Consider the following 11,792-nt stretch of genomic DNA (forward strand, 5'->3'; position numbering starts at 1 on the left):
TCAGCCCCTCCCCAGGAGCAGTCGGGCCTCGCCGACCGTGATGACGGAGCCGGTGACCAGGACGCCACCGCCCGCGTACTCGCCCTCTTCCTCGGCGAGGGTGATCGCTGCTTCAAGGGCGTCCGGCAGGCGCGGCTCGACCTGGACGCGGTCGTCGCCGAAGACCTCGACGGCGATCCCGGCCAGCGTGTCCGCGTCCATCGCCCGATGGCTGGAGTTCTGCGTGATGACGACCTCGGCGAAGATCGGCTCGAAGGCTTCGAGCAGTCCCCTCATGTCCTTGCCGTCGCTCGCCGCGACCACGCCGATCAGGCGGCTGAAGTCGAAGACCTCGCTGATCGCCTCGGCGGTGGCGCGGGCGCCCGCCGGATTGTGCGCGGCGTCCAGGACGACGGTCGGCGAGGTGCGCACGACCTCCAGGCGGCCCGGCGACGAGACCGAGGCGAAGGCCTTGCGGATGGTGTCGATGTCGAGGACGCGCGCGTGCTGCGAGCCGATGCCGAAGAACGCCTCCACCGCGGCGAGCGCGACGGCGGCGTTGTGCGCCTGATAGGCGCCGTGCAGGGGCAGGAAAACCTCTTCGTACTCCCCGCCGAGACCGCGCAGCGTCAGGAGCTGGCCGCCGACCGCGACCGTGCGGGAGACGATGCCGAACTCCAGGCCCTCGCGGGCCACCGTCGCGTCGACCTCCACGGACTTCTTCAGGAGCACCTGCGCCGCGTCCACCGGCTGCTGGGCGAGGATCACCGTCGCGTCCTGCTTGATGATGCCGGCCTTCTCCGCGGCGATCTCGCCCGGCGTGCCGCCCAGGCGGTCGGTGTGGTCCAGGTCGATGGGCGTGACCACGGCGACGGAGCCGTCGATGACGTTCGTCGCGTCCCAGCTGCCGCCCATGCCGACCTCGACGACGGCGACGTCCACGGGGGCGTCCGCGAAGGCCGCGTACGCCATGCCAGTGAGCACCTCGAAGAAGGAGAGCCTGTACTCCTGTTGGGCGTCGACCATCTCGACGTACGGCTTGATGTCGTTGTACGTCTCCACGAAGCGCTCGGCCTCGATGGGGGCGCCGTCCAGACTGATCCGCTCGGTGATCGACTGGACGTGCGGCGAGGTGTAACGCCCGGTGCGCAGCTCGAAGGCGGTGAACAGGGCCTCGATCATGCGGGCCGTGGACGTCTTGCCGTTCGTGCCGGTGATGTGGATCGAGGGGTACGCCCGCTGGGGCTCGCCCAGGACGTCCATCAACGCGGCGATCCGGCTGACGGAGGGCTCCAGCTTCGTCTCTCCCCAGCGGCTCGCGAGCTCTGTCTCGACCTCGCGCAGCGCCTTGTCGATCTCCGGGTCGGTGGGGCGCGACGGGATGTCGCCCTGGGGCGGGCCCGCCTGCGTGCGCAGGGTGCGGCTGCCCGCCTCGATCACTGCGAGGTCGGGGTCACGGTCGGTCTCGGCGCCGACGATCTCTTCGAAACGGTCGTCGCTGTCGTCGTGGTCGTCGCGGTCGGGGTGCGCGCTGTCAGGCGGGGGGAGGTCACTCACGTACGCCAGTCTACGGACGGGGTGTGACAGCCGCCGTCGGGACCTGTCGGGGCGCCGTCGGGACTTTAGTCACAGTCGATTTGGGACTTTCGTCCCGCCGATCCGGGGCTTCACCGGGCAAACTTGGCGATCATGGACATAGGTATCGACCTCGGCACAGCGAACACCCTTCTCTACGTACGCGGCCAGGGCATCGTGCTCAACGAGCCGTCCGTGGTCGCCGTCAAGGAGGGCGCGCGCACCGCCCTCGCGGTCGGTACGGAGGCCAAGGAGACGATCGGCCGGACCCCGGGTTCCATCACCGCGATCCGCCCGCTGCGGGACGGCGTGATCAGCGACTACGAAGCCGCCGAGGAGATGATCCGGCACTTCGTGCGCAAGGCCGTGCCGGGGCGCCGTCCTCGTACGCGGATGGTGATCTGCGTGCCGAGCGGTGTCACGCAGGTCGAGCGCAGGGCCATCGTGCACGCGGCGCAGCGGGCCGGGGCCCGTGCCGTGCATCTGGTGGAGGAGCCGATGGCGGCTGCGATCGGGGCGGGGCTTCCGGTGGCGGAGCCGCGGGGCTCGATGGTGGTCGACATCGGGGGCGGCACGACCGAGGTCGCGGTGATCTCACTCGGCGGGATCGTCACGGCGCAGTCGCTGCGGGTGGGCGGGGACCGCTTCGACGAGGCGATCACGCACTTCGTGCGCAAGGAGCACGGGCTGCTCATCGGCGAGCGCACCGCCGAGGACGTCAAGGTCGCGATCGGCTCGGCGTGGCCGGTGCCGGGGGACGACGCCCTGGAGTCGCGGACGTTCACCGTGCGGGGCCGGGAGAAGGTGCGGGGCCTGCCGAAGACGGTGGAACTGACGGTGCGTGAGGTGCGGGCTGCCCTCGACGAGCCGGTGGAGGCGGTGATCGCCGCGGTGCGGACGACGCTGGAGGAGTGCCCGCCGGAGCTGTCCGGCGACGTGATGGAACACGGCATCATCCTGACGGGCGGCGGCGCGCTCCTGCCGGGCCTCGACCTGCGCATTGCTTCGGCGACGGGCATCCCGGTCTTCGTGGCGGACGACCCACTGGACAGCGTGGCGCTGGGCTGCGGCAAGTGCGTGGAGGACTTCGACGGCCTGGAGCGGGGGATGACGGCGGCGTAGGGGTCGGATGCGGGGTAAACGGGTGGGCGGGAAGGTCTTTTCGACGCGGCCGCTGCCGGGGGCGGAGAACGCGGCGTCCGCCCCACCGCAGGGACCCTCAGGTCAAGTCCCCCGCGGGCAGCGTCGCGAGGACCGCGTAGAGCCCCCCGCAGGGGCCCGCCGAGAAGGTGCCGCCCATCGCATGGACCCGCTCGGCCATCCCGGCGGTACCGGTCCCGGCGGAGACGGGTGAGAAGGAAGGCCCAGCACCGGGCAACGTGTTGCGCACACTGACCCGCAGGCGCCCGCCGGCAACCCGTACCCGCACATCCACCCGCTCCCCCGGCGCATGCTTGGCCGCGTTCGTCAGACACTCCTGCACCACCCGGTGCACGGCGGCCTGGCGAATCGGCGAAAGCCGGTGGGCGGCCCCGTCGACCAGGAGGTCGACCGGCGTGCCCGCGCGCTCACTGCGCTCGGCCAGCTCGGGGAGCGCGTCGAGACCGGGCGTGGGGGCGCCGTCCACGCCCCGCCGCACGATGATCTCGTTCAGCATCCGGTGCGCCGAACGCGCCGTCTCCGACAACTCCTCGAAGCCGTCCTCGAAGTCACCGCCCGTGGCCCGCCGCGCGAGCACCTGCGAGCGCACGCTCAGCAGCGTCAGCTCGCGGCCCACGAAGTCGTGCACGTCCCGTGCGATCCGGGCCCGCTCCTGCTGCACCGCGTGCAACGCGTCCGTCTCGGCCCGCTGCGCCTGGAGCGCACGCACCAGGTCCTGGCGGTTGGCCGCGACCCCGACCCCCGCGGCGAGCACGCCGATCGGCACGACCAGGCCGAGGAAGGAGCCCAGCGTGTCCCCGCGGTGGACCGGCCAGCCGGGGAGGGTGAACATCACGTACGCGAAAGCCACGTACCCGATCACGCCGCACGTACCGGCGAGACGGCCGCGGTACCTGCCGAGGGAGTACAGCGCGAACTGCGCGAGGGTCAGTTCGTGCAGCCAGCCGATGAGCACGAGAGCCACCGCGTACGTCACCCAGGGCGCGCCGCGGCGCACCAGCAGGGACGCGGCGCCGCAGGTGAGGACCAGGGCCGCGAGGGGGCCGTTGAGGGCGTTGTCCGCCTCGGCGAGGCCGGGGATGTCCAGGCTCATCAGAGCGAGGCAGCTGAGCGCGGTGAGAGCGTCAAGGGCCCGGGGAGCACGCGACCAGCGCCCGGCCAGACGGCGGCCCGCGGCCGTCGCCCCGCGGATCGCCTGGGCGACGGGCTGGTCGTGCATGCCTTCCATCATCCAAGGTCTTTCTGCCCGAATCATCAGACTTATGACCTTTATTTCGTGAAGTGTGACACGTCGACGTCATCCGGCGTGGCGGTCCCCGAAAGCCCACCACCGGGGGTCAAATCAGACCATGTGGTATGCCCAGAATCCCGGCCGACGGACCCGCCAACTGCTCGGCGACGGCGCGGTCCTGCTCTGGACCGCGCTGTGGACCGCCGCCGCCGTCGTCGCCTACCGGCTGGCCTGTCTGCTCACCCGCCCCGCGCCTGAGACTCCGCCCCCGCCCATCGGCGACCCCTCACGCCTGCCCCTGGTCGGTGATCGCGTCGACTCCGCACTGCGCATCGCCGCGGACGTCGCCGGAGCCGGGGACCCGGTGACCGTGCGCGCGGCGGTGATCGTGGGTGCCGTCGTCGTCTTCCTCGTGCCCGTGGGTCTCGTGCTCAACAGCTGGCTCCCCCGCCGCCTGCGCTGGATCCGGCAGGCCGCAGCCGCCCACGAGCTCGCCGCGAGCGACGACGGCCGTGAACTGCTCGCCCTGCGCGCCCTGCTGCGCCCCTTGGACGAGGTCGCGCGGACCGCGAACGAGCTCCCGGACGCCACCGCCGGCAGCCTCGCCGAGGGCTGGCGCGGCGGCGACCCGGACGTCATCGACGCGCTCGCCGAGGCGGAGCTGGTGCGCCTCGGGCTGCACATCCCCGACAACGGGACAGGGCTCACGGAACCGTACGGTCCCATGAGCCCTGTCTCCACCGCGTGAGAGATCGCGCGACGATCGCGTGACTAGCCCTGCGGCAGCCCGTCCAACTGGGCCTGCAGGCGGGCGATGTCGGCGTCCGCCTTGGTGAGGCGGCCACGGATCTTGTCGACCACGTTGTCCGGCGCCTTCGCCAGGAACGCCTCGTTGCCCAGCTTCGCCGTGGCCTGCGCCTTCTCCTTCTCGGCGGCGGCGAGGTCCTTGGCGAGGCGCTTGCGCTCCGCCGCGACGTCGATCGTGCCGGACAGGTCGAGCGCGACCGTGGCGCCCGAGACCGGCAGCGTGGCGGTGGCCGCGAAGCCCTCGCCCTCCGGCTGGAGCCGCAGGAGCTGACGGATGGCCGCCTCGTGCGGGGCGAGCGCCGTGCCGTCCAGGGAGAGGCGGGCCGGGACCTTCTGGCCCGGCTGAAGCCCCTGGTCGGCGCGGAAGCGGCGGACCTCGGTGATGACCTGCTGGAGGGTCTCGATCTCCTGCTCGGCCCCGCGGTCACGGAAGCCGCTGTCGAACGGCCACTCGGCGATCACGAGGGACTCGCGGCCGGTGAGGGTCGTCCAGAGCGTCTCCGTCACGAACGGGACGATCGGGTGCAGGAGGCGCAGCGTCACGTCGAGGACCTCGCCCAGGACGCGGCCCGAGACCTTCGCCGCGTCGCCGCCGCCCATGAAGGTCGTCTTGGACAGCTCGACGTACCAGTCGAAGACCTCGTCCCACGCGAAGTGGAAGAGGGCATCCGACAGCTTGGCGAACTGGTAGTCGTCATAGAGCGCGTCGACCTCGGCGACCGTCGCGTTCAGTCGGGACAGGATCCAGCGGTCCGTCGCCGACAGCTGCTCGGCGGGCGGGAGTTCGCCCTCGATCGTGGCGCCGTTCATCAGCGCGAAGCGCGTGGCGTTCCAGATCTTGTTGGCGAAGTTGCGCGAGCCCTGGACCCAGTCCTCGCCGATCGGCACGTCGACGCCGGGGTTGGCGCCGCGGGCCAGCGTGAAGCGGACGGCGTCCGAGCCGTACTTGTCCATCCAGTCCAGCGGGTTGACCGCGTTGCCGAAGGACTTCGACATCTTCTTGCCGAACTGGTCGCGGACCATGCCGTGCAGCACGATCGTGTGGAACGGCGGGGTGCCGTCCATCGCGTACAGACCGAACATCATCATCCGGGCGACCCAGAAGAAGAGAATGTCGTAGCCGGTGACCAGGACGGAGTTCGGATAGAACTTCGCGAGGCTCTCGGTCTCCTCGGGCCAGCCGAGCGTGGAGAACGGCCACAGGCCGGACGAGAACCACGTGTCGAGGACGTCGCTGTCCTGCGTCCAGCCTTCGCCGGTGGGCGCCTCGTCGTCGGGTCCGACGCAGACGACCTCGCCGTTCGGCCCGTACCAGACGGGAATCCGGTGGCCCCACCACAGCTGGCGCGAGATGCACCAGTCGTGGAGGTTGTCGACCCAGTCGAAGTAGCGCTTCTCCATGTCCTGCGGGTGGATCTTGACCTTGCCGTCGCGGACCGCGTCACCGGCGGCCTTCGCGAGCGGGCCGACCTTGACCCACCACTGCATCGACAGGCGCGGCTCGATGGTGGTCTTGCAGCGCGAGCAGTGGCCGACGGAGTGCGTGTACGGCCGCTTCTCGGCGACGATGCGGCCCTCGGCGCGCAGGGCGCCGACAATGGCGCTGCGGGCCTCCAGCCGGTCCAGGCCCTGGAAGGGACCGGGGACGGTGATGACCGCGTGCTCGTCCATGACCGCGATGTTCGGCAGGTCGTGACGCTGGCCGATCTCGAAGTCGTTCGGGTCGTGCGCCGGGGTCACCTTGACGCAGCCCGTGCCGAACTCGGGGTCGACGTGCTCGTCCGCGACGACCGGGATCGAGCGGTCGGTCAGCGGCAGCTTGATCAGCTTGCCGACGAGGTGCTTGTAGCGCTCGTCGTCCGGGTGGACGGCGATGGCCGTGTCACCGAGCATCGTCTCGGCGCGGGTGGTGGCGACGACGAGGGTCTCGTCCCCGTCGCCGTACTTCAGGGAGACGAGCTCGCCGTCGTCGTCCTGGTACTCGACCTCGATGTCGGAGATCGCGGTCAGACAGCGCGGGCACCAGTTGATGATGCGCTCGGCGCGGTAGATCAGCTCGTCGTCGTAGAGCTTCTTGAAGATGGTCTGGACGGACTGGGAGAGGCCCTCGTCCATCGTGAACCGCTCACGGTCCCAGTCGACGCCGTCGCCGAGGCGGCGCATCTGCCCGGAGATCTGGCCGCCGGACTCGCCCTTCCACTTCCAGACGCGCTCGATGAACTCCTCGCGCCCCAGGTCGTGGCGGGACTTGCCCTCCTTGGCGAGCTCGCGCTCCACGACGTTCTGCGTGGCGATGCCGGCGTGGTCCATGCCCGGCTGCCACAGCGTCTCGAAGCCCTGCATGCGCTTGCGGCGCGTGAGGGCGTCGATGAGCGTGTGCTCGAAGGCGTGGCCCAGGTGCAGGGACCCGGTGACGTTCGGCGGCGGAATGACGACGGTGTACGGCGGCTTCTCACTGTTCGCATCGGCGGAGAAGTAGCCGCGTTCTACCCAGCGCTCGTACAGCGTCCCCTCTACCTCGGCCGGCGCGTACTGGGTCGGCAGTTCGGTGATGGGCGCTGAATTCTGCTGCTGAGTGTTCTCGGTCACCGGGCCAGTTTAGAGGTGTCACAGACCCGTCCCGAAACCGGATTCTTGAGTAACGGTTGCGGCCGTGCGCCCCATGGGGGCTCTGCCTTCGTACAGGATGTCGGCATCACATAAGCGTTCGGAGGGGAACCCACGCGATGAGCTACAACCAGCCTGGCCCGTACGGCGGGCAGCAGCCCCAGCAGCCCGGTCCTTACGGGCAGCAGCCGGGCCAGCCTGGCCCCTACGGCCAGCAGCCGCAGGCTCCCCAGCCCGGCTACGGCTACCCCCAGCAGGCCCCCCAGGGCGTCCCCCCGCAGCAGGGCGGCTACAGCCAGCCGCAGCAGCCGGGGCCGTACGACCACAACCAGCAGGGCGGCCCGTACGGGCAGGTCCCCCCGCCGCCGCCCGCGGGTAGCGGCGGCAAGAAGACCGGGATCATCATCGGCGCGGTCGTGGCGCTCGTCGCGATCGGCGGCGGCATCTGGTGGTTCACGGCGGGCAAGGACGACAGCTCGTCGGCGGGGAACTCCGCGGTCGTGGACGACGGCGCGCACAAGCTGGTCACGCCCGAGACGGTGCTCTCCGAGTACAAGAAGAAGGCCGGGGCCAGCGACGGCTTCGACGACGATGACATGAAGGAAGCCGAGAAGGACGGCGTCAAGAACGGCACGCCCGTGGACGCGGAGTACCAGTCGGGCGACAAGAGCAACCCGCTGGCACAGAAGATGATCAAGTTCATGGGCGTCTATGGAGAGATCGACAACCCGTCCAAGGTGGTCGACGGGATGTTCGCCAAGATGAAGAAGGAGTCGGTGGACGAGAGCACCGACACGGGCAAGCTGATCGGCAGCCCCGAGAGCTTCAACGGCGACGGCGCGGTCCTCAAGTGCCAGGAGACCGAGATCAAGGGCGGCGCCTCCGGTCCCAAGTCGATCCGCATGCCGGTCTGTATCTGGGGCGACAACAGCACGCTCGGCGTCGTCATCCCGGTCGACATGGCGTCCGCCATGACCGGCAAGAGCGCCTCGCTGGAGGACGCCGCGGACACCACGTCCAAGCTCCGCAAGGAAGTACGCGTCAAGTCGTGACGCCCTGACGGCGCCTCAGCGCGCACAGCAGCCCCGGCCGCTTCGGCCGGGGTTGCTTCCGTCAGGATGTCGGCATCACATAAGCACACTCACGGGGGAACCCACGTCATGAGCTACAACCAGCCAGGCCCGTACGGCGGACAGCCGCCCCAGCAGCCCGGTCCCTACGGCCAGCAGCCGCAGGCACCCCAGCCCGGCTACGGCTACCCGCCGCAGGCCCCGCAGGGTGTGCCCGGTCAGCAGCCGGGCCCGTACGGCCAGCAGCCTCAGGCCCCTTACGGCCAGCAGGCCCCTTACGGACAGGTCCCGCCGCCTCCGCCCCAGGGTGGCGGCAAGAAGACCGGCGTCATCATCGCAGCCGTGGTCGCGGTCGTGGCGGTCGCCGTGGGTGGTTACTTCGTTCTCGCGGGCGGTGACGACAAGGACGGCGGCAAGAAGGGCGGTTCCTCGTCGGTGGCGGGCGGCGGCGCGGCCGACGGCGGCATGAAGGACGACGGGCCGCACAAGCTGATCACGCCGGCCACGGTCCTCACCGAGTACAAGCTGGAGAAGGATGCCGGCAGCGAGAGCGGCATGACCTCCTCCGACGTCAGGCAAGCCGAGAAGCACGGCGTGAAGAACGCCAAGGACATCGCGGGTCAGTACCAGTCGGGGACCGAGGACAACCCGCTGTCGCAGAAGATCCTCCAGTTCAACGGCGTCTACGGCGACATAGCGGAGCCGGAGGACGTCGTCGACGCGATGTTCGGCGAGGCGGAGAAGAACGCCCAGGAAGGCGGCAGCGGGAGCACCGGTCAGAAGATGACCCTGGTCGGCAGCCCCAAGTCGTACAGCCCCGCCGGGCTCGACGGAGCGGTCCTGAAGTGCCAGGAGATGAAGCTCGACTTCGGCTCCTCCTCCACGGCGGGCGCGAGCCAGGGCCCGAGCGAGATGTCGATGGCCACCTGCATCTGGGGTGACCACAGCACCCTCGGCATCGTGATCACCACGGACGTGGCGAACGCGATGGGCGGCAAGAGCGCCGACCTCGACGCGGCAGCGGAGACATCGGCCAAGTTCCGCAAGGAAGTTCGCGTCAAGCTCTGACGCCGGAGGGGAATCCACACATGAGCTACAACCAGCCGGGCCCGTACGGCAATCAGCCGCCGCAGCAACAGCAGCCCGGGCCCTACGGTCAGCAGGCGCCCTACGGTGGCCCCCAGCAGCCGCCCGCGCCGCAGCCCGGGTACGGCTACCCGCAGCAGCCACAAGGCCCTTACGGGCAGCAGCCGCAGGCTCCTTACGGGCAGGTTCCGCCTCCCCCGCAGGGCGGTGGCGGCAAGAAGGGCGGGATCATCGTCGGCGTCGTCGTGGCGGTCGCCGCGATCGGTGCCGGTGTCTGGTGGTTCACCGCGGGCAAGGACAGTGGTTCCGTCGCCGACGACGGCAAGACGTACAAGCTGACGGCGCCCGCGTCCGTGCTCGGCGGCGAGTACAAGAAGGACACGTCGGGCGGCAGCGGTGGCGGCATGTCCTCCAGTGACCTCAAGGAGCTGGAGCAGCAGGGTGTCAGCAACCCCAAGGACGTCTTCGCCGCGTACAACTACGGCGAGGGCTCGGCCATGAAGTCCCTCAACTACTCCGGCGTGTACGGCGAGATCGACGACCCGGAGAAGGTCGTGGACGCCATGTTCGCCGAGATGAAGAAGAAGTCCACCGAGGAGCCCGGGAGCATCCAGCTCATCGGCGACCCCGAGGAGTTCACCCCGGACGGCTTCGAGAACGGCGTCATGAAGTGCCAGCAGGCCGAGTTCAAGATGGGTGAGACCGGCGCCGGTGACGAGGGCGTCCCGAACAGTTTCAAGACGCCGATGTGCGTCTGGGGCGACCACAGCACGGTGGCGTCCGCGGCCTACTCCGATGTCGCCGCGACCGCGAGCGGCGCGGACATCGAGCTGGAGGACGTCGCGAGCCTGGTGACCAATCTGCGCGACGACGTGCGCGTCGAGGTCAAGTAGGCGACAGGGGAAGCGAAAAGGGGCGCCCGGCGATCGAATCGCCGGGCGCCCCCTCTCGCGTATGCCCTGAAGCTACGCCGACTTCTGCTCGCCGCCGGACCCCGGGCCCCGCGCGTCGCGCGGCACCAGGGTCGGGTTCACGTTCGAGTGGACGACGTCCGCCGTGATGACCACGCGGGCCACGTCCTTGCGGGACGGGACCTCGTACATCACCGACTGGAGGACTTCCTCCATGATGGCGCGCAGGCCTCGCGCGCCGGTCTGGCGCAGGATCGCCTGGTCGGCGATGGCCTCCAGGGCCTCACGCTCGAAGTCCAGCTCCACGCCGTCGAGTTCGAACAGGCGTTGGTACTGCTTCACGAGTGCGTTGCGCGGCTCCACCAGGATCTGGAGCAGGGCCTCGCGGTCCAGGTTGTGGACCGAGGTGATCACGGGGAGGCGGCCGATGAACTCCGGGATCATCCCGAACTTCACCAGGTCCTCCGGCATGATGTCCTCGAACCGGTCCTTCTCCTGGAGCTCGCGCTTGGAGTGGATCGTGGCGCCGAAGCCGATGCCCTTCGCGCCCGCCCGCGACTCGATGATCTTCTCGAGGCCGGCGAACGCGCCGCCCACGATGAAGAGCACGTTCGTCGTGTCGATCTGGATGAACTCCTGGTGCGGGTGCTTGCGTCCGCCCTGCGGCGGGACGGAAGCCGTCGTGCCCTCCAGGATCTTGAGCAGGGCCTGCTGGACGCCTTCTCCCGAGACATCGCGCGTGATCGACGGGTTCTCGCTCTTGCGGGCGACCTTGTCGATCTCGTCGATGTAGATGATGCCCGTCTCGGCCTTCTTGACGTCGTAGTCAGCGGCCTGGATGAGCTTCAGGAGGATGTTCTCGACGTCCTCGCCGACATAACCCGCCTCCGTGAGCGCCGTCGCGTCCGCGATGGCGAACGGGACGTTCAGCATGCGCGCGAGCGTCTGCGCGAGCAGCGTCTTGCCGGAGCCGGTCGGGCCGAGCAGCAGGATGTTGGACTTGGCGAGTTCGATCGCGTCGTCACGGCCCTGCGCGCCGCCGGTCTCCCCGGCCTGGACCCGCTTGTAGTGGTTGTAGACCGCCACCGAGAGGGCTTTCTTCGCGGGCTCCTGGCCCACGACATACCCCTCGAGGAATTCGTAGATCTCGCGAGGCTTGGGGAGTTCCTCCCACCGCACCTCGCTCGTCTCCGCGAGCTCTTCCTCGATGATCTCGTTGCAGAGGTCGATGCACTCATCGCAGATGTACACACCGGGACCTGCGATGAGCTTCTTGACCTGCTTCTGACTCTTCCCGCAGAACGAGCACTTGAGCAGATCGCCGCCGTCACCGATGCGTGCCACGAGGTGCTTCCCCTTCGCCTG

The 11,792-nt window shown here is 69.6% G+C and carries 9 protein-coding genes; 5 read left to right on the top strand and 4 right to left on the bottom strand.

What is annotated here, in order from left to right; genetic code table 11:
* Entirely contained in the window at positions 1-1,536 is a 1,536-nt protein-coding gene (folC, locus tag ACZ5U5_RS09190) for a bifunctional tetrahydrofolate synthase/dihydrofolate synthase (protein ID WP_469018393.1), read from the bottom strand.
* 132 nt (positions 1,537-1,668) lie between these two features.
* Between folC and ACZ5U5_RS09195 the strand changes: the two genes are divergently transcribed.
* Positions 1,669-2,676, top strand: coding sequence for a rod shape-determining protein (locus ACZ5U5_RS09195; RefSeq protein ID WP_469018396.1), 1,008 nt, complete (start codon positions 1,669-1,671; stop codon positions 2,674-2,676).
* 97 nt (positions 2,677-2,773) lie between these two features.
* Here ACZ5U5_RS09195 and ACZ5U5_RS09200 read toward each other — a convergent pair whose 3' ends face one another.
* The gene (locus ACZ5U5_RS09200) at positions 2,774-3,934 is read right to left on the bottom strand and encodes a sensor histidine kinase (RefSeq protein WP_469018398.1); all 1,161 of its coding nucleotides are present in this window, start codon (positions 3,932-3,934) and stop codon (positions 2,774-2,776) included.
* Positions 3,935-4,064: 130 nt separating this feature from the next.
* Between ACZ5U5_RS09200 and ACZ5U5_RS09205 the strand changes: the two genes are divergently transcribed.
* Complete coding sequence (locus ACZ5U5_RS09205; RefSeq protein ID WP_469018401.1) at positions 4,065-4,694, top strand: hypothetical protein; 630 nt, start codon at positions 4,065-4,067, stop codon at positions 4,692-4,694.
* A gap of 23 nt (positions 4,695-4,717) precedes the next feature.
* Here ACZ5U5_RS09205 and ACZ5U5_RS09210 read toward each other — a convergent pair whose 3' ends face one another.
* Complete coding sequence (locus ACZ5U5_RS09210; RefSeq protein ID WP_469018404.1) at positions 4,718-7,342, bottom strand: valine--tRNA ligase; 2,625 nt, start codon at positions 7,340-7,342, stop codon at positions 4,718-4,720.
* A 137-nt stretch (positions 7,343-7,479) separates the two neighbouring features.
* On the opposite strand from ACZ5U5_RS09210, the gene ACZ5U5_RS09215 reads away from it, so the two are divergent.
* From ACZ5U5_RS09215 to ACZ5U5_RS09225, 3 genes are all read left to right on the top strand, one after another.
* Positions 7,480-8,412, top strand: a complete 933-nt coding sequence (locus tag ACZ5U5_RS09215) for a hypothetical protein (protein WP_469018406.1) — start codon at positions 7,480-7,482, stop codon at positions 8,410-8,412.
* Positions 8,413-8,520: 108 nt separating this feature from the next.
* The gene (locus ACZ5U5_RS09220) at positions 8,521-9,498 is read left to right on the top strand and encodes a hypothetical protein (RefSeq protein ID WP_469018409.1); all 978 of its coding nucleotides are present in this window, start codon (positions 8,521-8,523) and stop codon (positions 9,496-9,498) included.
* A gap of 20 nt (positions 9,499-9,518) precedes the next feature.
* Positions 9,519-10,409, top strand: a complete 891-nt coding sequence (locus tag ACZ5U5_RS09225; RefSeq protein WP_469018412.1) for a hypothetical protein — start codon at positions 9,519-9,521, stop codon at positions 10,407-10,409.
* Positions 10,410-10,481: 72 nt separating this feature from the next.
* On the opposite strand, the gene clpX is transcribed toward ACZ5U5_RS09225, so the two are convergent.
* On the bottom strand, positions 10,482-11,771 hold the full coding sequence (clpX, locus tag ACZ5U5_RS09230) for an ATP-dependent Clp protease ATP-binding subunit ClpX (protein WP_399386621.1): 1,290 nt from the start codon (positions 11,769-11,771) through the stop codon (positions 10,482-10,484).
* Between the last annotated feature and the right edge of the window lie 21 nt (positions 11,772-11,792).

This window comes from Streptomyces sp. NPDC033177 (genome assembly GCF_055577715.1).